Origin of the sequence: Cupriavidus campinensis, assembly GCF_905397395.1 — a bacterium.
Classification (GTDB): Bacteria; Pseudomonadota; Gammaproteobacteria; order Burkholderiales; family Burkholderiaceae; genus Cupriavidus; species Cupriavidus campinensis.
Genome location: NZ_CAJPVH010000014.1, coordinates 62,724 through 89,467 on the forward strand (window position 1 = coordinate 62,724; position 26,744 = coordinate 89,467).

General features: G+C 68.5%; 24 protein-coding genes. 21 read left to right on the forward strand and 3 right to left on the reverse strand.

Annotation, left to right across the window (positions count from 1 at the left end):
- Positions 1–55: 55 nt before the first annotated feature.
- Genes KHO18_RS11030 through KHO18_RS11045 form a run of 4 tightly spaced genes read left to right on the forward strand, consistent with a single transcriptional unit; the run spans position 56 to position 4,263 of the window.
- Entirely contained in the window at positions 56–868 is an 813-nt protein-coding gene (locus tag KHO18_RS11030; RefSeq protein ID WP_144196433.1) for a formate/nitrite transporter family protein, read from the forward strand.
- 29 nt (positions 869–897) lie between these two features.
- Positions 898–2,634 carry a bifunctional protein-serine/threonine kinase/phosphatase gene (locus KHO18_RS11035; protein WP_211943174.1) on the forward strand — a complete coding sequence of 579 codons (1,737 nt, stop codon included), beginning with the start codon at positions 898–900 and terminating at the stop codon, positions 2,632–2,634.
- A gap of 51 nt (positions 2,635–2,685) precedes the next feature.
- A complete protein-coding gene (locus KHO18_RS11040) occupies positions 2,686–3,252 on the forward strand; it encodes a TetR/AcrR family transcriptional regulator (protein ID WP_144196431.1) in 567 nt (188 codons plus the stop codon).
- A gap of 51 nt (positions 3,253–3,303) precedes the next feature.
- Positions 3,304–4,263, forward strand: coding sequence for a quinone oxidoreductase family protein (locus KHO18_RS11045; RefSeq protein WP_144196430.1), 960 nt, complete (start codon positions 3,304–3,306; stop codon positions 4,261–4,263).
- An 87-nt stretch (positions 4,264–4,350) separates the two neighbouring features.
- Here the strand turns inward: KHO18_RS11045 and KHO18_RS11050 are convergent, their stop codons facing one another.
- Positions 4,351–5,625 carry an epoxide hydrolase family protein gene (locus KHO18_RS11050; protein ID WP_144196429.1) on the reverse strand — a complete coding sequence of 425 codons (1,275 nt, stop codon included), beginning with the start codon at positions 5,623–5,625 and terminating at the stop codon, positions 4,351–4,353.
- Between the two features lie 336 nt (positions 5,626–5,961).
- Between KHO18_RS11050 and KHO18_RS11055 the strand changes: the two genes are divergently transcribed.
- From KHO18_RS11055 to KHO18_RS11070, 4 genes are all read left to right on the forward strand, one after another.
- Positions 5,962–7,182, forward strand: coding sequence for a cytochrome P450 (locus KHO18_RS11055; protein WP_211943176.1), 1,221 nt, complete (start codon positions 5,962–5,964; stop codon positions 7,180–7,182).
- 69 nt (positions 7,183–7,251) lie between these two features.
- Positions 7,252–8,313 carry a selenide, water dikinase SelD gene (selD, locus tag KHO18_RS11060; protein WP_144196427.1) on the forward strand — a complete coding sequence of 354 codons (1,062 nt, stop codon included), beginning with the start codon at positions 7,252–7,254 and terminating at the stop codon, positions 8,311–8,313.
- On the forward strand, positions 8,310–9,392 hold the full coding sequence (gene mnmH, locus KHO18_RS11065; RefSeq protein WP_144196426.1) for a tRNA 2-selenouridine(34) synthase MnmH: 1,083 nt from the start codon (positions 8,310–8,312) through the stop codon (positions 9,390–9,392). The genes selD and mnmH overlap by 4 nt, the downstream gene beginning before the upstream one ends.
- Positions 9,393–9,533: 141 nt before the next feature.
- The gene (locus KHO18_RS11070; protein WP_144196425.1) at positions 9,534–10,772 is read left to right on the forward strand and encodes an MFS transporter; all 1,239 of its coding nucleotides are present in this window, start codon (positions 9,534–9,536) and stop codon (positions 10,770–10,772) included.
- Here the strand turns inward: KHO18_RS11070 and KHO18_RS11075 are convergent.
- On the reverse strand, positions 10,756–11,823 hold the full coding sequence (locus tag KHO18_RS11075) for a zinc-binding metallopeptidase family protein (RefSeq protein WP_144196424.1): 1,068 nt from the start codon (positions 11,821–11,823) through the stop codon (positions 10,756–10,758). The two genes, KHO18_RS11070 and KHO18_RS11075, sit on opposite strands and share 17 nt — an antisense overlap.
- Before the next feature lie 275 nt (positions 11,824–12,098).
- Here KHO18_RS11075 and KHO18_RS11080 point away from each other — a divergent pair, with 275 nt between their 5' ends.
- From KHO18_RS11080 to KHO18_RS11140, 13 genes are all read left to right on the forward strand, one after another.
- The gene (locus tag KHO18_RS11080) at positions 12,099–14,531 is read left to right on the forward strand and encodes a DUF3772 domain-containing protein (protein ID WP_211943177.1); all 2,433 of its coding nucleotides are present in this window, start codon (positions 12,099–12,101) and stop codon (positions 14,529–14,531) included.
- 92 nt (positions 14,532–14,623) lie between these two features.
- Positions 14,624–15,034: a VOC family protein gene (locus KHO18_RS11085; RefSeq protein WP_144196422.1), complete on the forward strand. Its 411-nt coding sequence runs from the start codon at positions 14,624–14,626 to the stop codon at positions 15,032–15,034.
- Between the two features lie 85 nt (positions 15,035–15,119).
- Positions 15,120–15,791: a DUF2076 family protein gene (locus KHO18_RS11090; protein WP_211943178.1), complete on the forward strand. Its 672-nt coding sequence runs from the start codon at positions 15,120–15,122 to the stop codon at positions 15,789–15,791.
- A gap of 73 nt (positions 15,792–15,864) precedes the next feature.
- Positions 15,865–16,821 (forward strand): prolyl aminopeptidase, encoded by a 957-nt coding sequence (pip, locus tag KHO18_RS11095; protein ID WP_144196420.1) that lies wholly within the window; start codon positions 15,865–15,867, stop codon positions 16,819–16,821.
- Positions 16,822–17,022: 201 nt separating this feature from the next.
- Positions 17,023–17,364: a hypothetical protein gene (locus KHO18_RS11100; RefSeq protein ID WP_211943179.1), complete on the forward strand. Its 342-nt coding sequence runs from the start codon at positions 17,023–17,025 to the stop codon at positions 17,362–17,364.
- 176 nt (positions 17,365–17,540) lie between these two features.
- Positions 17,541–18,710, forward strand: a complete 1,170-nt coding sequence (locus KHO18_RS11105) for an AI-2E family transporter (RefSeq protein ID WP_144196418.1) — start codon at positions 17,541–17,543, stop codon at positions 18,708–18,710.
- Between the two features lie 17 nt (positions 18,711–18,727).
- Complete coding sequence (locus KHO18_RS11110; protein ID WP_144196417.1) at positions 18,728–20,257, forward strand: efflux transporter outer membrane subunit; 1,530 nt, start codon at positions 18,728–18,730, stop codon at positions 20,255–20,257.
- Positions 20,254–21,405, forward strand: a complete 1,152-nt coding sequence (locus tag KHO18_RS11115) for an HlyD family secretion protein (RefSeq protein ID WP_144196416.1) — start codon at positions 20,254–20,256, stop codon at positions 21,403–21,405. Before KHO18_RS11110 ends, KHO18_RS11115 begins: the two co-directional genes overlap by 4 nt.
- Positions 21,406–21,421: 16 nt before the next feature.
- Entirely contained in the window at positions 21,422–22,468 is a 1,047-nt protein-coding gene (locus KHO18_RS11120; protein ID WP_211943180.1) for a DUF2955 domain-containing protein, read from the forward strand.
- Between the two features lie 131 nt (positions 22,469–22,599).
- Positions 22,600–23,880, forward strand: coding sequence for a flavin-dependent oxidoreductase (locus KHO18_RS11125; protein ID WP_144196414.1), 1,281 nt, complete (start codon positions 22,600–22,602; stop codon positions 23,878–23,880).
- A 31-nt stretch (positions 23,881–23,911) separates the two neighbouring features.
- Complete coding sequence (locus KHO18_RS11130; RefSeq protein WP_211943181.1) at positions 23,912–25,048, forward strand: ABC transporter substrate-binding protein; 1,137 nt, start codon at positions 23,912–23,914, stop codon at positions 25,046–25,048.
- Positions 25,045–25,530: a DUF3237 domain-containing protein gene (locus KHO18_RS11135; protein ID WP_211943182.1), complete on the forward strand. Its 486-nt coding sequence runs from the start codon at positions 25,045–25,047 to the stop codon at positions 25,528–25,530. Before KHO18_RS11130 ends, KHO18_RS11135 begins: the two co-directional genes overlap by 4 nt.
- 2 nt (positions 25,531–25,532) lie before the next feature.
- Positions 25,533–26,087: a MarR family winged helix-turn-helix transcriptional regulator gene (locus KHO18_RS11140; RefSeq protein WP_144196411.1), complete on the forward strand. Its 555-nt coding sequence runs from the start codon at positions 25,533–25,535 to the stop codon at positions 26,085–26,087.
- Here KHO18_RS11140 and KHO18_RS11145 read toward each other — a convergent pair.
- A complete protein-coding gene (locus tag KHO18_RS11145) occupies positions 26,084–26,659 on the reverse strand; it encodes a cupin domain-containing protein (protein ID WP_244844705.1) in 576 nt (191 codons plus the stop codon). The genes KHO18_RS11140 and KHO18_RS11145 overlap by 4 nt on opposite strands.
- Between the last annotated feature and the right edge of the window lie 85 nt (positions 26,660–26,744).

Sequence of the window (26,744 nt, forward strand, 5' to 3'; positions counted from 1 at the left end):
TCCGAGCCAAACGAAGCAAACGAAGCAAACGAAGCAAACGGAGAGGAAATACACAATGGCCTATCTCGCCCCCACCGAGTTCGTCACCAAGATGGTCGATGCCGGAGAGTCCAAGCTGCTGATGTCCACGCGGGACACGCTGATCCGGTCCTATATGGCCGGCGCCATCCTGGCGCTGGCGGCGGCCTTCGCGGTGACCGTCACCGTCAACACCGGCAACGCGCTGGTTGGCGCACTGCTGTTCCCGGTCGGCTTCTGCATGCTGTACCTGATGGGCTTCGACCTGCTGACCGGCGTCTTCACGCTCGCGCCGCTGGCCGTGCTGGACCGCCGCCCGGGCGCCACCTGGGGCGGCGTCATGCGCAACTGGGGCCTGGTGTTCTGCGGCAACTTCGCCGGCGCCATCACCGTGGCGCTGTTCATGGCCATCATCTTCACCTTCGGGTTCTCCGAGGCCCCCAACGCCGTCGGCCAGAAGATCGGCCACATCGGCGAAGGCCGTACCGTGGGCTACGCCGCGCACGGCGCCGCCGGCATGCTGACGCTGTTCATCCGCGCCGTGATGTGCAACTGGATGGTCTCCACGGGCGTGGTGGCCGCCATGATGTCGACCTCGGTGTCCGGCAAGGTCATCGGCATGTGGATGCCCATCCTCGTGTTCTTCTACATGGGCTTCGAGCACTCCATCGTGAACATGTTCCTGTTCCCGTCGGGCCTGATGCTGGGCGGCAACTTCACGATCATGGACTACCTGATCTGGAATGAAATCCCCACCGTGCTGGGCAACCTGGTAGGCGGCCTGACCTTCGTGGGCGCCACGCTCTACAGCACGCACTACAAGACGGCCAGCAAGCGCGCGCTGGGCTGATCGTTATCCGGCATCGAGGCGACCACGCCATGTCCGGCGGGCTCCAGGTCAGCGTTGGCCAACATTCCGACGCTGGCCGGAAGGCGGTCAACCAGGACTTTCATGGCGTGGCCCACCCCGTCGGCCACCACCGCGTGACCAAGGGCGTCGCGCTGGCGCTGGCGGACGGCATCAGCAGCAGCGCGGTGAGCCAGATCGCCAGCGCTGCCGCCGTCCGCACCTTCCTCGAGGACTACTACTGCACGTCCGAAGCCTGGACCGTGCGGCGGGCGGCGCAGTGCGTGCTGGCCGCCGTCAACTCCTGGCTCCACGCCCAGAGCCGGCACAGCGAGGCCCGCTTCGACCGCGATCGCGGCTACGTCTGCACCTTCAGCGCGCTGATCTTCAAGGCGCGGGAGGCCCACCTGCTGCACGTGGGCGACGCGCGCGTCTATCGGCTGCATCGGCATACGCTGGAGCAGCTTACCGTCGATCACCGGATCTGCGTATCGGCCTCCGAGGCCTATCTGGGCCGGGCGCTGGGCGCGAGCCCGTCTGTCGAGATCGACTACCGCACGTGGGGCGTGGAGCCCGGCGAGGTCTACCTGCTGGCCACCGATGGCGCCTATGAATACCTGGAAGCCGCCGATATCCACCAGGCCCTGACCGCCAGCGGCGACGATCTGGACCGCGCCGCGCAGGCGCTCACGGCGCTGGCCCTGGCGCGCGGCAGCCAGGACAACGTCACGCTGCTGCTGGCCCGTGTCGACGCCCTGCCGGAACCCGGCGCCCGCAACGCGATGGCGCAGACCGGGCACCTGACCCTGCCGCCGCCGCTGGCGCCCCGCATGCAGTTCGAGGGCTACACCATCGTCCGGGCCCTGCACGGCAGCGCCCGCAGCCACGTACATCTGGCAGTCGACGACCACAGCGGGCAACACGTGGCGCTGAAAACGCCCGCCGTGGATCAACGCGACGACCCGGCCCATCTGGAGGGCTTCCTGCTCGAGGAATGGGTCGCCCGGCGCATCGACAACCAGCACGTCCTGCGTCCCCACGCGGCGGACCGGCCCCGCAAGCACCTGTTCGTGGCGATGGAGTACCTGGAGGGCCAGACGCTCGCGCAATGGATGATCGATCATCCCCTGCCCGACCTGGACGCCGTGCGCGGCATCATCGCCCAGCTGGCCACCGGGCTGCAGGCGTTCCACCGGCGCGAGATGCTGCACCAGGATCTCCGCCCCGAGAACGTCATGATCGACCGCTCGGGCACCGTCAAGATCATCGATTTCGGCTCGGTCCACGTGGCGGGGCTGGCCGAGGCCACACGCCCGCCCCACTCGGCCATGCCGGTCGGTACGCTGCAATACACCGCGCCGGAATACTTTGTCGGCGATGACGGCACGGCGGCGTCCGACCTGTTCTCGCTGGCCACCCTGGCCTACCAGATGCTGACCGGCAAGCTGCCCTACGGCCTGCACGTCACGCGCATCCGCGACCGCGCCGACGTCCGGCGCCTGCGCTACACCAGCCTGCGCGAGCAGCGCCCGGAACTCCCGGCCTGGGTCGACCACGCCCTGCGGCGCGCCCTGCACCCCAACGCCCTGAAGCGGCACGAAGCCCTGTCGGAGTTCGTCCAGGCATTGCGGGCGCCCAGCGAGCCGCTCTGGCAACGGGCAACGCCGCCACTGCTGGAACGGAACCCGCTGCGGTTCTGGCAAACGCTGGCGGCACTGCTGGGGGTGGCGGTGGTCGTTCTGCTGGGGCTGCGGGTAATAGGAATGTGATGTCGCATCGTAATTCTTGACTAAACGTTCCAGAATTACTACATTCCCTCCATGGCCCGACCCAAAGCATTCAACAAGGACGAAGCGCTCGATGCCGCGATTGGCGTGTTCCGCGAACACGGCTTTGCGGGGACGTCGGCCGGCATGCTGACGGACGCGATGAAAATCGGCCGGCAGAGCCTCTACGACACCTTCCACGACAAGTGGGACCTCTACCGCGCGGCGGTGCAGCGCTATGCCGAGACGGAAATCCACGCGCATCTCGCCACGCTGCGCAGCCAGCCCAAGGCGCGCGATGGCATCCAGCGCCTGATCGCGCGCGTGGTGGCTGACGCGCACACGCCGTGCCTGGGCGTTGGCTCGATCTGCGAGTTCGGGCACGGGCGCGCGGACCTGACGCAGATTCATCACGATGCCGCGCGCGTGCTGGAGGATGCCCTGACCGCCCGGATCAAGGAAGCCCAGGCCGACGGCGACATCGCCCCGGATCTGGATCCGAAACACGTGGCCGGGTTCGTGAGCGCGAACATTGCCGGTATCCGGATCGCGGCCCGTAGCGGGGCCAGCGCAGGCGATTTGCAGGCGCTGGGCAACCTCGCGCTGCGGGTGCTGGCGTGAGCCGTTTTTTTCTCCATTTTGGAACGATCGTTCAATAAATAAGGTAACGACATGAAAGCTGTACTGCTGCATCACCCCGATGGGCTCGCCTATGGCGACGTACCCACCCCCACGCCGGCCAAGGGCGAGGTGCTGGTCGAAGTTGCCGTGGCTGGCGTGAACTTCATGGACATTGGCGTCCGGCGCGGCCAATTCTGGCTGGAGATGCCTTACCCGAAGGGGATGGGCGTGGAAGGAGCCGGACGGGTCGTGGCCGTTGGCGAAGGCGTCGTGGACTTCCGGCCCGGCCAGCGCGTGGCCTGGGCCTATGGCCCCGGCAGCTATGCCGAGATGGTGGTCATGCCGGCCACCTCGCTGGTGCCGCTGCCCGACGCCATCGACGATCGCGCGGCCGCCTCCGTGATGATGGCGGGGCTCACCGCCAGCCACTTCGCCACCGAGTTCTATCCGGTGCAGCCGGGCGACATCGCCCTCGTGCACGCGGCCGCCGGCGGGGTTGGCCTGCTCTTGACGCAGATCATCAAGCTGCGGGGCGGCACGGTCATTGGCCGCGTCTCGTCGGAGAGCAAGGCGGAGATCGCCCGGCGTACCGGCGCCGACCATGTCATCGTGGACACCGCCGGGGAGTTTGCCGAAGCGGCCGTGCGGCTGTCGGGCGGCGAAGGCGTGCACGTGGTCTATGACGGCTCCGGCCCGGCCACCTTCCAGGGTTCGCTCGATGCGCTCCGGGTTGCCGGCACGTTCTGCTGGTACGGGCCGGTGCTCGGCGGCCCCGGCACGCTGGACATCATGAGCCTGCCGAAGAGCATCAAGCTGGGCTACGCGGTATTCGCCCATCACGTGCGCACGCCCGAATTGCTGCGCGCGCGGGCGGCCCGGCTGTTCCAGTGGATGATCGAGGGGAAATTGCACCCGAGTATCGGGCAGGTTTATCCGCTGGCGGAGGCTGCAACGGCCCTCGCCCAGATGGAGAGCCGGGCTTCGGCGGGAAAATTGCTGCTGATTCCGTAAAAAAACCCGCCAGGCCTTGCGGCCGGGCGGGAAATCGCTTCCACGGGAAGGACGGCGAAAGCATTAACGCACCGGTTAGCCCACGGGTTAGCGCACGGATTTGAATGCCGCGCGGAGTTCCTCGGCAAACAGTTGCGGCTGCTCCCAGGCGGCGAAATGCCCGCCCTTGGCGGTCTGGTGGTAGTACATCAGCGACGGGTAGGCCTGCTTGCTCCAGCTTTCCGGCGCGCGGTAAATCTCGTGCGGAAATACGCTGATCGCCACCGGCACCTTGATCTCGCGCGTCTTCTGCGCGTCGGCGCTGAAGTTGTTGTTATTGTTTTCCCAATAGAAACGCGAGGAAGACGCGCCCGTATTGGTCAGCCAGTACAGCGTGATGTCGTTCAGGATGGCGTCGCGGGACACCACGCGCTCGGGCACGCCGCCGCTGTCGCTCCATTGCGCGATTTTCTCGTAGGTCCAGGCGGCCAGGCCCAGCGGAGAATCCGAGAGCGCGTAGCCAATGGTCTGCGGCCGCGTCACCATCATCGCGCCGTAGGCGGCGTTGCGGCCGAAGAAGGTGCTCAGCGACTGGTAGGCATCGCGCTCCGGGGCGGTCAGTTCCGAAGGCGCCGGATCGCCGCTGAGAATCGACTTCATCAGCGGACCCGGCACGGTGGCGGGCATATTCAGATGGATGGCCAGCAAGCCTTTCGGCGCCTGCCGCGCGAGCGCGTCGGAAATCACCGAGCCATGGTCGCCACCCTGTGACACATAGTGCGTATAACCCAGCCGCTTCATCAGGACATCCCACGCGCGCGCGGTGCGGTCCGGCCCCCAGCCCAGTTCGGTGGGCTTGCCGGAAAAGCCATAGCCGGGAATCGACGGAATCACGACATCGAACGCGTCATCCGGCGAGCCGCCATAGGCCGTCGGGTCGGTCAGCGGGCCAATGGTCTTGGTGAACTCGAAAATCGAGCCCGGCCAGCCGTGCGTCAGGATGACCGGCAGCGCGTTGGGGTGGCGCGAGCGGACGTGGATGAAATGAATATCCACCCCGTCGATGGTCGTGACGAATTGGGGCAGCGCATTCAGCTCTTTCTCGGCCTTGCGCCAGTCATATTGGGATCCCCAATATTTGACGAGTTCCTGCACCCGCGCGGTCTGGATGCCCTGGGATTCGTCGCTCACGGTTTCCTTGTCAGGCCAGCGCGTGGCGGCAATCCGCTTGCGCAAATCGTCGAGCTGGCGCTGGGGCACATGCACCTTGAACGGACGAATACTCTCGTCGGTGCTCGCGCGCTGCGCGGCAGCCGCCTTCGGCGCCGGGTCGGCGGCAAATACGGGTTGCATGGCGCCGGCAAAACCAATGGCCGCGAGCATTGCCGCGCCTGAAATGGCCCGGCGGGCCAATGCGAATTGCCGAACGGATGGGGTAACGGATTGAGTGACAGATTGGGTAACGGCATGGGACATACAGATTCTCCTGGTTGATTCGCCCACTGCAACGAAACTTGCACGAACCCACGCAGTGTGGCGGCCAAGTAGCGGCTCAACGTGTCGCCAATGCACGGTTTTGGCTCGCCATGTATCCTCACGCGGCCAGATACATTGCGATACAGAGTCAGATGGATGGCGAGCCGGCCGGCTGCTATAACAGACCCGAAAATCGGCACCGGTTTTCCTTCGTCCCTCCTCCTCAAGATCAAGAAAAAAGTGATGAACTTCGAATCATTCGCTTCCCCCGCCTTTTTCGAGAATCCATACCCGCTGTACGACCAGATCCGCAACGCGGGCGCCCTGCTGCCGCTCGGGCCCAACATCTTTGTTACCGGCCAGTTCACGGTGATCGATGCCCTGCTGCGCGACCGCCGCATGGGCAAGACTTACCTCCAGAGCGTGCAGGCGCGCTACGGCGAAGCCGCCACGCAAGACCCGGTGTTCCAGGCGCTGAGCCGTACCTTCCTGATGATGAATCCGCCGGCGCATACCCGGCTGCGCGCGCTGCTCATGCAGGCGTTCAACCGCAAGCAGGTGGAGGGGCTGCGCGAGATTGTCGAAGCCACCACGCAGGGGCTGCTCGACCGCATCGGCGACAAACTCGGCGACAACCCCGAATTCGACCTGATTGCGGATTTCGCCTTGCCGTTGCCGGTGGAGATCATCTGCCGGCTGCTGAATATCCCGGCCGCTGACGGCGTGGCACTCGGCACGGCCGCCAGCCGGCTGGCCTCCGCGCTCGACCTCGCACCGCTCAACGCCACCCAACTCGCGGCGGCGAACGAGGCGGCGCTTGAGCTGGAGGCGTATTTCCAGCGCGTGGTGGCGCAGCGGCGCGCGCATCCCGGCGAGGATCTGATCTCCAGCCTGCTCGGCGCGGAGGACAACGGCGCCACCCTGAGCGAGGCCGAGATCATCTCCAACGTGATCCTGCTGTTCGTGGCCGGCCATGAAACCACCTCGAACATGATCGGCAACAGCATGATTGCGCTGTTCCGGGCGCCCGCCGAACTGGCGCGCCTGAAGGCGCAGTTGTCCGACACCGCAGCGGTCTCGCAAGCCGTGGCCGAATGCCTGCGCTATGACGGCGCGGTGCAGATGGTGGTGCGCACGGCGTTCGAGGAGGTCGCCGTGGCAGACGTGACCGTCCCGCGCGGCAGCATCGTCTTCATGCTGATTGGCGCCGCCAACCGCGATCCGGCCGTGTACAGCGACCCAGACCGCCTCGACCTCTCCCGCGACGCCGTGCCCTCGCTCGCCTTCGGCGGCGGCATTCACTACTGCCTCGGCACCCGGCTGGCCACGCTCGAACTCGAATCGGCCATTGCGGGCGTACTCACCCGCTTCCCGGCCTTGCATCCGGTTGACCTGGATCAACTCTCCTGGCACCGCCGCAATAACCTGCGCGGCGTGGAGACGCTGAAGGTTCGCGCGCGGTAAGCGAGGGGGCGGTCCCACAGGGCTGTGGGGTATCCTTGCGTGTTCCTTGCGCACCTATCCCCAGCCATCATGACCACGCCAAATACTCCCCCCGACATCCGCCTGACCAGCTTTTCCCACGGGGGCGGATGCGGCTGCAAGATCGCGCCGGGGGTGCTGTCCGAGATCCTGCGCAGCAGTGGCGGGCTGCCGATGCCGCCGGAGTTGCTGGTCGGCATCGAGACCGCCGATGACGCGGCGGTCTACCAGCTGAACGACGATCAGGCGCTGATCGCGACCACGGATTTCTTCATGCCGATTGTCGACGACCCGTTCGACTTCGGCCGCATTGCCGCCACCAATGCCATCAGCGACGTCTACGCCATGGGCGGACGGCCGATCATGGCGCTGGCGCTGGTGGCGATGCCGGTCAACCAGCTGCCGGTGGAGGTGATCGGCCAGGTGATGGCAGGCGGTCAGGCGGTGTGCCGCGCGGCTGGTATCCCGATTGCGGGCGGGCACACCATCGACTCGGTCGAGCCGATCTACGGGCTGGTGGTGATGGGCCTCGCGCATCCGTCGAAGATCCGCCGCAACCGCGACGCCCGCGCCGGCGACGTGCTCGTGCTCGGCAAGCCGCTCGGCGTGGGCGTGCTGTCCGCCGCGCTGAAGAAAGGCCAGCTTGCCGATGACGGCTACGCGCGGCTGATCGACACCACCACGCGCCTGAACACCCCCGGCATGGCCCTCGCGGCGCTGGACGGCGTGCATGCGCTGACCGATGTGACCGGCTTCGGCATCGCCGGCCACACGCTGGAGCTGGCGCGCGGCGCCGGCCTGCGCGCGGTGCTGGACTGGTCCGCCCTGCCCCTGCTGCCCGGCGTGGCCGCGCTGGCCGGGCAGGGCCATGTCACCGGGGCGTCGCGCCGGAACTGGGAGGGCTATGGCGGCGAGGTGCAGATCGATGCCGGCCTGCCCGCCATCGCCCAGGCGCTGCTGACCGACCCGCAGACCAGCGGCGGCCTGCTGGTCAGTTGCGCGCCACAGGCGGTCGATGCCGTCCTGCGCATCTTCCGGGAACAGGGTTTCGGCGAGGCCGCTGTGGTCGGCCGCATGGAAGCCGGCGCGCCCGGCCTGGCGGTGCGCGCATGAAGCCAGTCGTCCGCGTGGAGGATCGGCACGCCTTCGATACGCTGATCGATGCCCGTTCGCCCGCCGAGTTCGCCATCGATCACATTCCCGGGGCCGTGAACTGCCCGGTGCTGGACAACGAGGAGCGCCGCATCGTCGGCACGCTCTACAAGCAGGCTGGCGCCTTCGAGGCGCGGCGGGTGGGTGGCGCGATGGTGGCGGCCAACCTTGCCCGCCATCTGCGCGAATCCTTCGCAGACCGCCCGGCGGGCTGGAAGCCGCTGGTCTATTGCTGGCGCGGCGGGCTGCGCAGCGGGTCGATGACGACCTGGCTGCGCATGGTCGGCTGGGACGCCCAGCAACTGGCCGGCGGCTACAAGTCCTGGCGCCGGCATGTGATCGACACCCTGGCCGTGCAGGCCCCGCTGCTGCCGCTGGTAGTGGTGTGCGGCGCCACGGGCAGCGCCAAGACACGGCTGCTGCACGCGCTGGCCGCGCAGGGCGAGCAAACCCTGGATCTGGAGGGGCTGGCGCGGCACAAGGGATCGCTGCTCGGCGCCGTGCCGGATCACCCCCAGCCCTCGCAGACCGCCTTCGAAACCGCCCTCGCGGCGGGGGTCGAAGGGCTGGATTTTTCGCGCCCTCTATATATAGAGGGCGAAGGCCCGCGGATCGGCCAGCTGAACCTGCCGGTGCCGCTGGTCGCCCGCATGCGCGCCGCGCCCTGCGTGGAGATCCAGGCGGCGCTGCCAGCGCGGCTGGACTTCCTGCTGCGGGACTACGCCTACCTCGGCGAGCGGCCGCAGTGGCTGGCGGACCAGCTCGCGCACCTCAAGCCGCTGCACGGCAAGGACACCATCACCGCGTGGCAGGCCATGGCCCATGCCGGCAACCTGCCCCAACTCTTCGCCGAACTGGCGACGCGGCACTACGACCCCGCCTACGCGCGCTCCCAGCGCAAGCACTTCTACGCCTGGGACCAGCGCTCCGTGATCCCGGCGGACGACCTGTCCCCCGAAGGGATTACAGCCCTGGCACGGGAGATCGCGGCGACGGAAGGGGGAACAGAAGCGGCAAAGCGAGCAAAACAGGGCGGATAAGCCACCGCCAGCAAGCCGGGCGAACTTCCTTCACAATAGCGCCCTGACGCCACACCGGAGCACGCTGGCAGCCCCGATGCAGGACACAGATCCCGCCCGCCAGTGCGTGGTGATCCATAAATGCTTGCGATCTCTCTCCTTATGTCCGCGCCCTCCGGAAACTTCGACACCCTACCCGACCTCTCCTCAGACTCCTCCACCCCCCGCAACCGCTCGGCCGACCGCCGCGCGCTGCTGGCATTGGGCGTGGGCAGCTTCGGCATCGGCACCGGCGAATTCGTCATCATGGGCCTGCTGCCCGACGCCGCCCGCGACCTGGCCATCTCGATTCCCGAAGCCGGCCACCTGATCAGCGCCTACGCGCTGGGCGTGGTGGTCGGCGCGCCGCTGCTGGCCGTGCTCGGCGCGCGCTGGCCGCGCCGCAACCTGCTGATCGCGCTGATGGCGTTCTTCGCCGCCGGCAACTTCGCCAGCGCGCTGGCGCCGTCCTATGCGTCGATGATCGTCGCGCGGCTGGTGACCGGTTTCCCGCATGGCACCTACTTCGGCGTGGCCGCGCTGGTGGCCGCCGGGCTGGTCCCGCGCGAGAAACGGGCCCAGGCCGTGGGGTTGGTGATGCTGGGGCTGACCATCGCCACGCTGGTCGGGGTGCCGATTGCCGCCGCCATCGGTACATGGCTCGGCTGGCGCGCGGCCTTTGTGATCGTGGGCGCCATTGGCGTGCTGACGGTGTTGCTGGTGCTGGCCTGGGTGCCCTTCGTGCCGGCGGACCGCCACGCCAGCCCGTTGCGGGAGCTGGGCGCGCTGGCGCGCAAGCAGGTCTGGCTGACGCTCGGCATCGGCGCCATTGGCTTCGGCGGCCTGTTCGCCGTGTTCAGCTATATCAAGCCGACCATGCTCGAAGTGGCCCATCTGCCGGCCAGCGGCATCCCGGTGGTGCTGGCGCTGTTCGGCGTGGGCATGGTGGCGGGCAACCTCGCCGGTGCCAAGCTGGCGGACAAGGCGCTGATGCCGACCATCGGCGGCGTGCTGGTCTGGTCCGCGCTGGTGCTGGCGGCCTTTGTCTTCACCGCGCCACATCCGTGGCTCGCCTCGCTCAACGTGCTGCTGATCGGCACGGGCGTCGCGCTGGGGCCAGCCTTGCAGATCCGGCTGATGGATGTGGCGGGGGATGCACAAACCCTGGCCGCCGCGCTCAACCACTCCGCCTTCAACCTGGCCAACGCGCTGGGCGCCTGGCTCGGGGGCGTGACAATTGCCGCCGGGCTTGGCTGGACTTCCACCGGCTGGGTGGGCCTGCTGCTGGCGCTGGGCGGGCTGCTGGTCTTCGGGTGGTCGCTGCGCAGCGCGCCGCGCCGCGAGGTTACGGCCGCTGCATAGCGGCGTCTTCCACCACGCGGTGGACGAACTCCAGCTTGGCCACCACCTGCGGGGACAGCGTGAACGGGTAGCTGTCCGGCACGCCCAGGCTCCGGTTCAGGCTGTTCAGCGCGTAGGTGAGCGGGAACCAGCGGTTCATCAGGCTGCGGAAGGACGAATCCTCCACCGGCGTCTGATCGGTCAGCGTCGGCTCCTGCGCCCCCTCGGGCCGCAGCACCAGCCCGCAGGACACGGCGGTATCAAGCGTATCGACGATATGGAGGTAGTGGGCCCAGGTTTCCGCCCAGTCCTCCCACGGGTGCATGGTGGCGTAGGCGCTGATGAACGCGTCCTGCCAGTCTGGCGGCAGGTTGCCCTCGTAGTACTGCTGCAGGGCGGTGTTGTAGTCCACCCGCTCGTCGCCAAAGCGCGCGCGGAACGGCTCAAGCCAGCGCGTGCCGAGCACCAGCCGCGTGAAGTAGTAGTGCCCCACCTCGTGCCGGAAGTGGCCCAGCAGCGTGCGGTAGGGCTCGTGCATGGCAGTGCGGGTCAGCTCGCGGTGGGCGTCGTCGGCCTCGGCGATGTTGATCGTGATGCGCCCGTTGTCGTGGCCGGTGAGCACCCTGCTGTGATCGTCGGCGTCCTGGAGGAAGTCGAACTGCAGGCCGCCGTCAGGGTCATCGTCGCGCGAGTCGATCGGCAGGTTCAGGGCCAGCAGGGTATAGAGCAGGCGCCGCTTGGCCACCTCCAGCCGGTACCAGTAGAGCCGGTTGTCCGGGACGTCCAGGTTGGGGATGGTATCGGTCAGCACGCAGGACTGGCACAGCGTGTCCTCGCCGTCCGCCGGTACCATCCAGTTGCAGACCGCCTCCACGCGATAGTTATGGCAGCGCCGGTACAGCGTGCCGGCGGTGTCGGGCTGCAGGCTGCGCCAGCCGGCGTCGTCATCGCCTTCGAACGCGGCGATCTGGGAAATATCCGGCAGGAAGCCGAGCGTGGCGTTGCAGCGCTCGCAGGTAACGTTTTCAAAAAAGACGAGGTTGCCGCAGCGATTGCAGTGGAATGTCTTCATGGTCAGAGGGTGTTGGCCAGTCCGGACCGGCCTCGGGTCAGCATATCGCAAGAGCCATGCCGGAGCGGCATGATCGACGCAAGATGACCGAAAAAGCCGTGTGATCCATCCGCTTGCGTATAATCCGGGCTTCCGTGGCCAACGCGCCGCGGACTGGCCCCGGGCCATTCCATACCGGTCGGCGCGCCGCGCCGCCACCTTCGCGGAAGTGAATCGGCCCCCAGCGGCCGTCACTTCTTGTTGTTCCCCTTGTTGCTCCCCTTCGTGCCCCCGACATGCGCAAACTTCCCAGGCTCGCCCTCAGCCTTGTGCTGGTTGCTCTGATCCAGCTACTCCCTTTTTCGTACTCGTCAGCCTTCGCCGCCGAATCGGCTTCGGCCGCCGAGGCACCCGAAGCCGTCACCCTGACCCACGTCGAGGCGATGGCCGAACTGAAGCGCCTGCAGATTGCGCAGGACGAGATCAAGCAGCAGGCCTCCGGCAGCTCGAACAACCCCAAGCTCGATGGCCTGGACGACGCCCTGCGCCAGCTGGCCGCCGATGTGGACAAGCTGACCGCCACGCTGACCGCCCAGCGCGCCGCCCTGCAAGCCCAGCTCGATGTGCTGGGTCCGCCACCTGACGCGGGCACCGCCAAGGAAGCCCCCGCCGTGGCGCGGCAGCGCGCCGAACTGAACGCGCGCAAGGCGCAGCTGGACGAGGAACGCAAGCAGACCGCCGACAGCCAGGAAAACATCGCCAACCTGAAGGATCAGGTGGCCAAGCTGCACCGCAGCCAGTTGCGCGACCAGCTTGCGCTGCGCTCGGACAGCATCCTCAACCCGCAGTTCTGGGCGCCGCTGATCCATCGCACCGCCGAAGACCGCGAGCGGCTGGGCGCGCTGCGGGATGAGGTGGTGCCGCTGCTGGCGCTGGCGTGGCAGCCCGCGCAGCGGGTGGGCACGGTGCTGTGGCTGGTGTTCGCGCTGGCCGTGTGGTCGCTGGGCCGCCGGCTGCTGGAGCGCGGCGCCGCGTGGTTCTGCCTGACCCAACTGCCCGAGACCCGGCTGCGGCGCAGCGCGCTGGCGCTGGCCATGGCACTGACCACGGTGCTGACGACGGCCCTCGCGGCGCAGATCGTCTTCTCCACCTTCACGCGCGGCTATGAACTGACGCCGGAATTCCAGGAACTGATCGCCCAGCTGGGCAAGCTGATGATGACCAGCGCGCTGATCGCCGGCCTGGGCCGGGCGCTGCTGTGCACCAAGCATCCGTCCTGGCGCCTGCCGGCGCTGGCCGACCCCGTCGCGCTGGCCATGAAGCCCTTCCCGACCGTGCTGGCTGGCCTGTTGCTGCTGGCGGGCACGCTGGAACTGCTGAGCCGCCTGGCCGATACCAGCGTGCAGGTCACGCTGCTGGGCCGGGGGCTGGTCTCGCTGGTGGTGGTGCTGACCATCGGCGCCGCGCTGCTGCGTGCCAACCGCGTGCGCACGGAGCTGGCCGCCGCCGGGGAGCGCCCCGAGGCGCGCGCCACGCTGGCCGGGCTGATCCATGCCGCCGTGACGGTGGTGGTGATCGTGTCGATGGTGGCGCTGCTGATCGGCTATATCAGCGTGGCGCGCTTCCTGACCTACGAACTGGTCTGGTTCGACATCGTCCTGTGCACGCTCTACCTGCTCACCCAGCTCACGCGCGATGTCTGCGAGACGATGTTCTCATCGGCGCACCGCAGCGGGCGCGTGATCAAGCAGCTGTTCGGGGTGGACGACAGCCATCTGGACCAAGTATCGACGGTGCTCTCCGGCATCGGCGCCAGCCTGCTGTTGCTGATGGCCGTGCTGGCGCTGCTCACAGGTGGCTTTGGCAGCACACCGGCCGACCTGCTCAATACACTGCTGACCGTGCTCGGCGGCGAGAAGCTGCGCAGCCTGAACATCATGCCGGACCGCATCCTGAACGCGGTGATCGCGCTCGTGGTGGGGATCTGGCTGATGCGCGCCGTGCGCCGCTGGCTGGACCAGGAACTGCTGCCCAAGGTGTGCGGCGAGCCCGGCCTGCGCGCGTCGTTGATCACGCTGTTCAGCAACGTCGGCTATGTGCTGCTGGTGCTGCTCATGCTGTCGCTGCTGGGCGTGAAGTGGGAGAACCTGGCCTGGATCGTCAGCGCGCTGTCGGTGGGTATCGGCTTCGGCCTGCAGGAGATCGTGAAGAACTTCGTCTCGGGCCTGATCCTGCTGACGGAGCGGCCGGTGAAGGTAGGCGACATGGTCAGCCTGGCCGGCGTGGAGGGCGATATCCGCCGCATCAACGTGCGCGCCACCGAGATCCAGCTGGGCGACCGCTCGACTGTGATCGTGCCCAACTCGCAGCTGATCTCCCAGAACCTGCGCAACGTGACGATGAGCAACAGCACGCAGGGGGTGGCCACGCTCCAGCTGACCTTCCCGCTGAATATCGACCCGGAAGAGGTGCGTGACCTGCTGCTGGAGGCCTACCGCGAGAACGAGGCCATCCTCGACATTCCCGCCCCCTCGGTCACGTTCAGCCAGCTGGCGCCGAACGGCATCACGCTGAGCGTGACGGGCTACGTGAACAGCCCGCGCATCGCCGCCAATACCAAGAGCGACCTGCTGTTCGAGATCCTCAAGCGGCTGCGGGCCGCCGATATCGCCCTGTCGGTGCCGCAGACGCTGCGGCTGGAGAACACCGCCGCCGCGCTGGGCACCTAGCCCACGGTCCGGGTCGGACCCGGTGTAGAGTGCGGGAGGCCGCCGGCTGGCCGCCTCCCCCCTCACCCCGCCCCCTTCGACAAGGAACCGACATGACGCTGCACATCGACCGCCTCGACCATCTCGTCCTCAACGTGAAAGACGTGGAAGCCAGCGCCGCCTGGTACGAGCAGGTGCTCGGCATGCAGCGCGAGGATTTCGCGTCGCGCACGGGCACGCGGGTATCGGTGAAGTTCGGCCAGCAGAAGATCAACCTGCGCCCGGTGGGCGAAGACACCGTGGCGTGGTTCACCGGCGTGCACCCCACCGCCGGCAGCGACGACCTCTGCTTCATCACGCATATGCCGCCGGCCGAGGTCATGGCCCACTTCCTGGCCCACCGGGTGCCGGTGGAGGTGGGGCCGGTGCAGCGCACGGGCGCGCTCGGGCCGATGACCTCGGTCTATTGCCGCGACCCGGACGGCAATCTGGTGGAAGTGGCCAGCTATCCGGCTGCGACCTGATTGCGGCCTGACCGGCTTTTAAGTCTGTCTTAAGCTTCCGTACCTACAGTGGGGCCATCCCACCCACCACCACACAGGTGACGCGATGACCCCTCAAGATACCCAGGCGCTCGACAACTTCCTGACCCAGCTCACGCAGGCCCGCGCGCAGGGCAAGGACCCGCAGGCCGCTGCGATGATCGCCGACGCCGTGGCGCGGCAGCCCGACGCCGCCTACCTGCTGGTACAGCGCGCCATGCTGCTCGACCACGCGCTGGCCGACGCCCGCGCGCAGATCGCCGGGCTGCAACAACAACTCCAGCAACTCCAGCAGGGGCAGGCGGCCCAGGGCTACGGCGCGCGCGGCTTTGCCGATGGCGACGTGGCCTGGGGCAACAGCGTCGGGCGGGGCGTGGCCCCGGTCGCCCCGATGCAGCCCGCCCCCGCAGCCCCGATGCAGCCGGCCCCGCCCGCGCGTGGCGGTTTCCTCAGTGGCGGGTTCGGCAGCGCGCTGGGCAGCATCGCCACCACGGCGGCCGGCGTGGCCGGCGGCGCGTTCCTGTTCCAGGGAATCGAACACCTGTTTAACGGCGGCGGCGGCAACATGGGCGGAATGGGCGGAAACAGCGGCAACGGCTTCCTCGGGGGCCAGCCGTCGGAAACCATCGTCAACAACTACTTCGACGATGGGCAAACCCCCAGCAGCGGCTCGGCGGACAGCGGCTACCTCGATGCCGGGCTGGACGACTTCCTGGACGACGATTCGTCGCAGGTCTGAGCGGGGCTGACGGCGGCTGAGTTGGGCCGGCAGCGCTACACTGGCGCCACCGCCCACCTCCGCGAGCCCTCCCATGTCCGAACAGCGCCTGCTCTATCCCCCGATCGAACCCTACGCCACCGGCATGCTCGATGTGGGCGACGGGCACGTGGTGTATTACGAACGCGTGGGCACGCCCGGCGCCAAGCCGGCCGTGTTCCTCCATGGCGGCCCCGGCGGCGGGATCTCGCCCGACCATCGCCGCCTGTTCGACCCGGCGCGCTACGACGTGCTGCTGTTCGACCAGCGCGGCTGCGGGCGCTCCACCCCGCATGCCGGGCTGGACGCCAATACCACCTGGCACCTCGTGGCCGACATCGAACGGCTGCGCGCGCTGGCCGGCGTGGAGCGCTGGCTGGTGTTCGGCGGCTCGTGGGGTTCCTCGCTGGCGCTGGCCTATGCCGAGACGCATCCCGAACGGACCAGCGCGCTGGTGCTGCGCGGCGTGTACACGGTCTCGCAGGCGGAGCTGGACTGGTACTACCAGTACGGGGTTTCCGAGATGTTCCCGGACAAGTGGGCGCGCTTCCAGGCGCCCGTGCCGGAAGCCGAGCGCGGCAACATGATGGCCGCCTACCGCAAGCTGCTGACCGGTGCCGACGAGGCCAAGCAGCTGGAGGCCGCGCAGGCGTGGAGCGTCTGGGAAGGGGAAACCATCACGCTGCTGCCCAGCCCGGACAACAGCGCCAAGCACGCCGACGCGCATTTCGCGCTGGCCTTCGCCCGGCTCGAGAATCATTACTTCACGCACCGCTGCTGGTTCGAGGACGGCCAGCTGTTGCGCGATGCGCATCGGCTGGCCGGCATCCCCGGGGTGATCGTGCATGGCCGCTACGACATGCCGTGCCCGGTGCGCTACGCGTTCGCGCTGCACGCGGCGTGGCCCGAGGCGGAGTTCCATCTGGTCGAGGGTGCCGGGCATGCCTGGACCGAGCCCGGCATCATGCACCAGCTGATCGCCGCGACCGACCGGTTCGCCGTGCAGCCCTGACGACTGCCGGTTTCCGATGACTGCAAGGGCGTGTCCGCACGCCCGTGTTGGCTAGCTCACTAACGCCCCGCGCGCGTGCCCGGCGCAGGCTTTCGTCCCCCACGGCAGCAACCTATCCTGAACTCACGGGCGCTCGCTGGCACCACCCTGCACCGTGCACCATGCAGCGGCAGCCCGGATTCATCAAATGCGGGAGCGGTCATGACGCTGCGTAGCCTGTTGTTCATCGCCTCCATCGGACTCGCCTGGGCATCGCCCGCCCCGGCCGCCGGATGCCAGTACGACATGCAGTGCAAGGGGGAGCGGATCTGCCATATGGGGCAGTGCGTCTCCCCCGATGCCGAGGAGGCCGCCGAGCCCGCGCCCAAACCGCCCGCCGCCCGTGCCACCCCCACGCCCACCGCCGCCACGGCCCCGCGCCTGTGCTGCACCGTGGCCGGCAAGCTCAAGCTGGCCCCCGGCACCGACAACGGCCTCGCGGCCGGCGAGGCCTGCCAGGGCATGACCAGTTCGGGCAAGCCCGTGCCGGGGTCGGTCTGCTAGGCGGCGCCGCCGCCCTCCGGGAGGGGGCCGGCACGCGGCGCCCCGCCAAAGTGCCGAAAAAAGCCAATGAATACTTTGGCGCACCGATGTGACTGTTTTCGCGGCGGGTGACGCACTGGTTGTACCTGCCGGATCGCTGGTCTAGACTGCACTTGGCGGCCTGTCAGGAGACCACGATGCTGCCTACCCCCCTCTCGGAACGGATGCTCTCCCGCGGCATGCTCGACGTGCTGATCCGGGCCGGCCTGATCGCCGTGCTCTCGGTGTTCTGCTTCCGGATCTTCTACCCCTTCCTCGACCTCGTCCTGTGGTCGGTCATCCTCGCCATCACGATCTACCCCTTGCACGTCCGGCTGCGCGACCGCATCGGCAACCGCAGTGGTCGCGCGGCCACGCTCATCGTCCTGCTCTCGCTGGCGTTGATCATGGTGCCGGCCTATCTGCTCGGGATCGCGCTGCTCCAGTCGGCGGAGGAGGCCATGAACGCCGTGCGCGGCGGCAACATGCGCATTCCGCAGCCGCCGGATTTCGTGGCCAGCTGGCCGCTGATAGGCCAGCGCCTGCACGATGTGTGGATGCAGGCCGCCACCGACATGACCAGCCTGGTACAGAAGTTCCTGCCCCAGTTACGCGACATGAGCCTGCTGCTGCTGGGCAAGCTCGCCGGGCTGGGCGTGGCCATGCTGGTGTTCATCTTCGCGCTGATCATTGCCGGCGTGATCATGGCCTATGGCGAGAAAGGACACCGCAGCTCGGAGCAGATCGCCTCGCGCATCTTCGGGCTTGACCGCGGGCCGCGCATCGCCGCGCTGTGCACCGCCACCATCCGCGCCGTGGCGCAGGGCGTGGTGGGCATCGCCTTCATCCAGATGCTGCTGATCGGCATCGGCTTCGTGCTCAAGGGCGTGCCGGGCGCCGGCGTGCTGGCGCTGGTGGTACTGCTCCTGGGCATCATGCAGCTGCCGGCCACGCTGATCACCCTGCCCGTGATCGCCTACGTGCTCTACACGGAAGGGCCGAGCGTGGCGACCATTACGTTCGCGATCTATGAATTCATTGCCGGGCTGGCCGACAACGTGCTCAAGCCGCTGATGCTCGGGCGGGGCGTGGATGTGCCGATGCCCGTGGTGCTGATCGGCGCCCTGGGTGGCATGGTCACCGGAGGCGTCATCGGCCTGTTCATCGGCCCCGTGATGCTGTCCGTGGGCTATCGGCTGTTCTGGCTGTGGGTGGAAGAACCGCCCCTGGCCAGCGAGCCCGTGGCCATCGAGGTGGTGTCCGGCGAGCCCCTGCCCGGCGCACCCGGCGCAACCGCGGTGGCCCCCGTCGAGATCCCGCGGGCCTGACGCGGACATGCGCGTCCATGCCCATCCCGCTCCGCACCAGGCATCTGTTGTGGCTTGCCCTCTGCTGCCTGCACGGCTGCGCCCGGCTGGGCCCCGATATGGCGCCGCAGCGCGAGGACTGGACCGCAAGCTGGCGCAGCGAGGCCATCGACGCGGTGACGGAGGCGCGCGCACAGCCTGACCTCCGCGAGTGGTGGCAGGTCTTTGCCGACCCGGCGCTCGAGCGGCTGATGGCCGAGGCCGATGCCCACAACGCCGGGCTCCAGATCGCCGGCCTGCGCGTGCTGGAAGCGCGCGCCCAGCTCGGCATCGCCCAGAGCGGCCGCTTTCCGCAGGTGCAGCAGGTGGGCGCCGACGTGCTCTACACGGACCGGCGCCAGTCCGGGGGCCGCAATCCCGCCAACAGCCGCTTCTGGCAGTACAGCGCCAACTTCGATATCGGCTGGGAACTCGACTTCTGGGGGCGCTTCGCGCGGGCCATCGAGTCCGCCGATGCCGCCTACTTCGCGGCGCAGGCCAATCGTGACGATGTGCTGGTCCTGCTGCACGCGCAGATGGCCGAGACCTACTACGCGCTGCGCACCGCCGAAGCGCGCCTGCGCATCGCGCGCGACAACGCGGCGCTGCAGCATCGCAGCTTCGAGATCACCGAGCGGCTGTTCCGCAGCGGCCAGACCGACGAGCTGGATCTGCAGCAGGCGCGTACCCAGTACCTCGGCACCCTGAGCACCATCCCCGAGTTCGAAGGCCAGATCCTGCGCACGCGCAACGCGCTGGCCGTGCTGATCGGCCGCCCGCCGGGCACGCTGCCGAATCTGCCGGAGCTGGCCGCGCACGAAGGCGAGCTGCCGCTGATCGGCCGCGCCGTGCTGCAGGACGTACCCGCCAACCTGCTGCTGCGCCGGCCCGACGTGCGCGCCGCCGAATGGCAGATCGCCGCGCAGTCCGCGCTGATTGGCGTGGCGCTGGCGGACCTCTATCCGTCGCTGACGCTGATCGGCAGCATCGGCTGGTCCGCCAGCACGCTCGGCGGCACGCCCAACAACTTCACGCTGCTGGGCGGCCCGAGCCTGCGCTGGAATGTGTTCGACTACGGGCGCATCCGCAACAACGTGCGCATGCAGGACGCGCGGCTCCAGCAGTTGATCGTCGCCTATCAGGAGAGCGTGCGGCAGGCCGCGCGCGAGGCCGATGACGCGGCGAGCGGGCTGATCAAGGCGTTCGAGCGGGACGTCATCCTGCGCGATGCGGCCATCTCGGCGCGGCGCTCGCTGACGCTGGCCAACGCGCTGTACCGCGAGGGCTATTCCGATTTCCAGCGCGTGCTGGACGCGCAGCGCGCGCTGTCGGCGCAGCAGGACACCTATCTGGTCAACCGCGGCAGCGCCGTGTCGAACCTGATCGCGCTGTACAAGGCGCTCGGCGGCGGCTGGCACACCGACCAGATGCTCGTGGACGCCGCCACGCGCACCCAGATGCAGCAGCGCACCGACTGGGGCGTGCTGCTCGACGAACCGCGCCGTATACCCACCGGTGCCGCCCCATGACAGATACGACGCAGCCTGCCGCCGCCAAGTCGGAGTCGCCCCCCTCTTCCACGCCGCCGCCGCCCCCGCCGCCGCCCGCCGATCCGGCGCGCAAGGGCATCCGCTGGGTCGTGGTGCTGATCGTGATCAGCCTGGTCTGGTACCTGCTTGCCGACCGGCTCACCCCCTATACCCAGCAGGCGCGGATTCAGGCGTTCGTCGTGCCGGTGGCTTCCGAGGTATCCGGCCGGGTCACGCGCGTGCATGTGCGCAACAACCAGGACGTGCAGGCCGGCGCCATGCTGTTCGAGGTGGACCCGGGGCAATATCGGATTGCCGTGGACCGCGCCCGCGCGGACCTGGAGGCCACGCGCCGGCAGATCGGCGCGAGCACCGCCGGCATCGAATCGGCGCGCGCATCGCTGCGCGCCGCGCAGGCGCTGGAGGTCAAGGCGCGGCAGGACAGCGACCGGCTCGAGCGGCTGTATCGGGAGGATGCCGGCACCATCTCGCTGCGCCGTCTCGAAATCGCCCGGGCCGATCTGGAACAGGCGACCAGCAAGGTGGCGGCGTCCCGTGCCGAGGTGCAACGCGCGATTGAGCAGGAAGGCGGCAGCGCCGAAGACAACGCCAAGCTGCGCAGCGCGGCGGGCGCGGTGGAGAAGGCCGAACTCGACCTGTCCAACACCCAGGTGCGCGCGCGGTCCGCCGGGCTGGTGACGGACCTGCGCACCGATACCGGCCAGTTCGCGGCGGCTGGCAACCCGGTGATGACGCTGATCACGATCCACGACATCTGGGTCACGGCCGAGATGACCGAGAACAACCTCGGCCACGTGCAGCCCGGCACGCCGGTGGCGGTGGTGCTCGACGCGCTGCCGGGGCGCATCTTCGATGGCCGCGTGCGCAGCGTCGGGTATGGCGTCAGCGTCGGGCAACCCGCCCCGCCGGGTGCCCTGCCCACGGTGCAGAACAGCCGCGACTGGCTGCGCCCGGCGCAGCGCTTCCCGGTGGTCATCGAACTGGACACCGCCGAGCTGCGCGGGCTGACCGGCATCCGCGTCGGCGGCCAGGCCGAAGTGATGGCGTTTCCCAAGCAGGCCAATCCGCTCAATCCCTTGGGCCGTGCGTTCCTGTATGTGATGAGCTGGCTGTCCTACGTCTATTAATCGCCCACGCGCCGCCATGCCCATCGCCCGCCCACCCCGCCAGCAACGGCCACTCCGGCTGGCGGTGGGCACGGCCCTGTGCATGGCGGTCAGCTTCGGGCTGGCGCTGCCCGTGCCGATGCTCGCGCCTGTGCTGTGCGCCTTCCTGCTGGCGGTGGTCAACCAGCCCCTGTCGTGGAAGGCCGGCGCGGCGCTGACCGTGCTGGTCATGCTGACCACCGGCGTGGGCCTGCTGCTGATTCCCGTGTTGCAGTACGCGCCGTTCAGCGGCGTGCTGGTGGTCGGGCTGGGGCTGTTCGTCACCTTCCGCTATGGCCTGCGCGGCGGCAGCAACCTCGTGGCGACCTTCCTCGCCGTTGGCCTGACCATGATTCCCGCCGCCGGCGTGTTCGAGTTCAGCCTGGCGCTGGAGGTGGTCAGCGCGCTGGCCAAGGGCATGCTGATGGCGGTGGCGGTGCTGGCGCTCTGCCACTGGCTGTTTCCGGAGGCCGCCGGCGCGGCGGCGCCCACGCCCGCCGCGCTGCCCGCGCTGCAGGCCACGTGGATCGCCCTGCGCGCCGCGCTGGTGGTGATGCCCGCGTTCCTGCTGGCGCTGACCGACCCGGCCGGCTATACCCCGGTGCTGATGAAGGCGGTCAGCCTGGGCCGGCAGACCTGCACCACCACCGCCCGCGACGCGGGGCGCGAACTGCTCGGCTCCACGCTGCTGGGCGGCGTGCTGGCCATGCTGTTCTGGTGCGCGCTGAGCCTGTTCGTGCACCTGTGGATGCTGTTCCTGTGGATGTTGCTGTTCGCGCTGCTGCTGGCGCGCAAGCTCTACCGGCTCAGCCCCACGCGGCTGGCGCCGGGGTTCTGGCTGAACACCCTCGTGACGCTGATCATCCTGCTGGGCCAGTCGATTCAGGACAGTGCCGCTGGCAAGGACGTCTACACGGCCTTCGCCGTGCGGATGGCACTGTTCATCGGCATCACGCTCTATGCCTGGCTGATGGTCTACTGGCTGGAGGGCAGCCGCTGGGCGCAGGCCGAGGCGCCCCCTACCGCCCCTCCGCCACCCGGGTAAACACGGGCGATCTGGCACCCCGGACCCGCGAGCCATTTAGTTATACTCCATAACAATTTCGGCATCGCAGATAACGGCAGCCGGCGCAACACGCCGGGCACAAGGCCGGACAAAAGGCCGCGGAGGAGACCATGAAGACCCCGAAGATCGCCATCGCCGGCGGCGGCATTGGCGGGCTGACGCTCGCCCTGCTCTGCCACCGGCACGGCATGGATGTGGAAGTCTGGGAAGCCAGCGAGCAGATCCGCCCGCTTGGCGTCGGCATCAACCTGCTGCCCCATGCGGTGCGGGAACTCGCCGCGCTGGGGCTGCAGGACGCGCTGGCCGAGATCGCCATCGAGACATCCTCCCTCTCCTACTACAACAAGTTTGGCCAACAGATCTGGCACGAGCCGCGCGGCGTGGCCGCCGGCTACGCCTGGCCGCAGTTCTCGGTGCATCGCGGGCAGTTCCAGATGCTGCTGTACGAGACGGCAGTGCAGCGCCTGGGCGCGGACCGCGTTCATGCCGGCCATGCAATCGAATCCATCGCCTCGGTGGGCGGCGGCAGGGCGGGCGAGCCTGCGCGCTTCGTGCTGCGGCGCCGCAGCGACGGCGCCACCGTCGAGGCCGAAGCGGACGTGCTGGTGGGCGCCGACGGCATCCACTCGGCCGTGCGCCGGCATTTCTACCCCACCGGCGACGCGCCGCGCTTCTCCCGCCGCCTGCTCTGGCGCGCCACCACCGAGGCCGCGCCCTACCTCGACGGCCGTTCGATGTTCATGGCCGGCCATCAGGACCAGAAGTTCGTCGCCTATCCGATCTCCGCGCCGCTGCACCGGCAGGGCCGCTCGCTGATCAACTGGATTGCCGAGCTGCGCGTGCCGGACAGCTACCCGGACGAGCCGCCGCGCAGTGACTGGAACCGTGAGGTGGACAAATCCGTGTTCCGCGACGCCTTTGCCGGCTGGCGCTGGGACTGGATCGACATTCCCGCGCTGATCGACGGCGCGCCGGCCATCTACGAGTTCCCGATGGTGGACAAGGACTGCCTGCCGCGCTGGACCTTCGGCCGCGTGACGTTGCTGGGCGATGCGGCGCATCCGATGTACCCGATCGGCTCCAACGGCAGCGCGCAGGCGATTGTCGATGCCCGCTACCTGACCGACTGCCTGCTCGGCCACGCCGACCTGGACTACGCGCTGCGCGAGTACGAGGCGGAACGGCTGCCGCGCACCGCCGGCATCGTGCTGCGCAACCGGATGAACGGCCCCGAGCAGGTCATGCAGATGGCCGAGGAGCGCGCGCCGCAGGGCTTTGCCCAGATCGACGCGGTGATTCCGCGCGCCGAACTGGAGGCCATTGCCCAGCGATACAAGAACCTGGCCGGCTTCGGCCAGCAGCAACTCCAGGCCGACGCCCCGCGCGCCTGAACATCTCATAACAAGACCATAGGGAGACAACATGAAGCCGCAATCCATTCGACTCACCCTGCCGGCCCTGCTGCTGGCCGCCGGCCTCGCCCACGCCGAGGTGACCGTCGGCGTCAGCATTTCCTCCACCGGCCCGTCCGCCTCGCTCGGCATTCCGCAGAAGAACACCATGCCGTTCCTGCCCGAGACCATCGGCGGCGAGAAGATCCGCTACATCCTGATGGACGACGCCTCGGACCCCACGCAGGGCACCAAGGTGGCGCGGCGCTTTGTGACCGAGGACAAGGTCGACATCATCCTCGGCTCGTCGTCGGTGGCGCCGTCCATCGCCATCTCGGAAGTCGCGGACGAGAGCCAGACCGTGCAGCTGGCGTTCTCGCCCATCGAACTGAAGCCCGGGCGCGGCGCGTGGACCTATCGGCTGGCCCAGCCGGTGAAGCTGATGGCCGACGCGGTGGCCACCCGGGCACAGGCCAATGGCGTCAAGAGCATCGCCTTCATCGGCTTTGCCGACGCCTACGGCGAAACGTGGCTCAAGGAGTTCACCAGCGCCGCGTTGGCGAAGGGCATCCGCATTCTGGCCACCGAGCGCTACGCGCGCTCCGACACCAGCGTGACCGCCCAGGTGCTCAAGATGATGGCCGCCAAGCCCGATGCGATGCTGATTGCCGGCGCCGGCACCGGCGCCGCGCTGCCACACACCACGCTGCGCGAGCGCGGCTACACCGGCCCGGTCTACCACACGCACGGCGCGGCCACGCGCGACCTGATCCGCATCGGCGGCAAGGCGGTGAACGGGGCGATCCTGCCGGCGGGGCCGGTGATCGTGGCCGAGCAGTTGCCGGCGGACAGCGCGCCGCGCAAGCCGGGCCTCGACTACGTCACGCGCTACGAGAAACAGTACGGCCCGGAGACCCGCACGCAGTTTGGCGCCCATCCTTATGACGCGGGGCTGGTGCTGCAGCGCATCGTGCCGGTGGCGCTCAAGCGCGCCAAGCCGGGCACGCCCGAGTTCCGCAAGGCGCTGCGCGACGCCCTGGAAAGCGAGCGCGACATCGTCGTCTCCCACGGCGTACTGAACTACACGGCGCAGGACCATTTCGGCTTCGACAATCGCGGCCGGGTGATGCTGACCATCGACAACGGCAACTGGAAGCTGCTGAAATGACGCTCGCCCTGCCCACGCCGGCGCTGGAACGGGTGGCGGACTTCGAGATCGCCGTGGCACCCGCCACGGACCTCGGCGCGGGGCCGCTCGGCCAGCGCCGGGTGATCCCGATCCTCTCCGGCACGGCGTCCGGGCCGTTGCTCAATGGCCGCATCCTGCCCGGCGGCGCGGACTTCCAGCTGATCCGCCCCGGCAGTGGCGACGGCTGGAGCACGGCCGACATCGAAGCGCGCTATGTGCTGGAAACCGACGACGGCGCACTGATCTACATCGTCAACGCCGGCGTGCGCAGCGGCACGGAAGCCGATATCGCCCAGCTCAACGCGGGCGGCACGGTGGACCCGTCCCGCCTCTATTTCCGCACCGCACCACGCTTCGAGACCGCCGCGCCTGCCTACCTCTGGCTGATGCGCCACACCTTCGTGGCTACCGGGGCGCGCTACCCGGACCGGGTGGTGCTGCGCTATTTCGTGGTGCGCTGACGATGGCGGTCACACGTAACACGAGCAAAGCCCGCAAGACGCGCGAACCGCTGGCGCCGGACCCGGCCCTCGGCGAGGGCGGAGACGGCGGGGGGCACTTCAACCCGCATCTGCCCGATGTGGACTACGGCGTGCTGGACACACTGACCGGCTATGCCATCCGGCGCGCGCAGATCCGCATCTACGAGGATTTCGTCCGCTCGCTCGCCGCGTGGCAGATCACGCCGCCGCGCTTCTCTGCGCTGCAGATCATCGCGCGGAACCCCGGCGTGCGGCTGACGGACCTCGCGCGCATCCTCGGCATCGCCCGCTCCGGGGCGGTGATGCTGTTCGATGCGCTCGAAGCCATGCAACTGGTTGCGCGCGAGCCCTCGCCCACGGACCGGCGCGCCTATGCGCTGGCGCTGACGGCCACGGGGCGCCAGACGCTGGCCGCCGTGACCGAAGCGGTCTGCGACCACGACGCCCGCATCGGCGCGCAGCTCTCCGAAGCAGAGCGGCAGACGCTGCTGCGCCTGCTGGACAAGCTGGCGCCGGGAGAACCCTGGCAGTCTTAATTGGCCGCGATGGCCCCGACAGCCGCCGCCAGCATCAGCATCACCGCCGCCGCACGCTTGCGCGTGATGGCACCGGTGACCTGACCCTTGGCGCGCAGGCGGCGCAGCAGCCGCCCGTCGAGGTTGATCCGCGCCAGCAAGCGCGTGGCCAGGCGCAGGCCGACAGGCACCTCGCGCCGGCAGATCGCCACCTTGCGCACATACTGGTCCACCTCCCAGTACCACGTGGTATGCGCCGGAAAGTATCCAATCGAGCCGGCCCGCAGCGTGTGGGTGCGCCCATGGGCATCCGTCACGCGGGTCTCGCCTTCGAGGATGTAGACGATCTCGTCGAGCGCGTAGTGCCACTCGAAGGTCCCTTGTGTGCAGTCCCACACAGAGGTCCAGGCAAGTTCATCCGCCGCGGTCGAATGCTCGCTGTAGTGCGTCACGGGTTGGCCGCTGCGCACCCAGCCGGGCTGGATCTCGCAGGGTTTCATCGGGAGGGCACTGGCCTTGCTGAAGGCCCCGGTTTCGCGAATGGATGCAGGTGCCTGGTCAGCTCCGTGGGCCGCCATATGCTCGTCTTTCATCGGCAATCATTCCTGTTTGAGGTTGCTGACCGACGAAAGATAAGCCAGCGTGACACCTGCGCTCCGTGCGGGGCCGCACCATCGG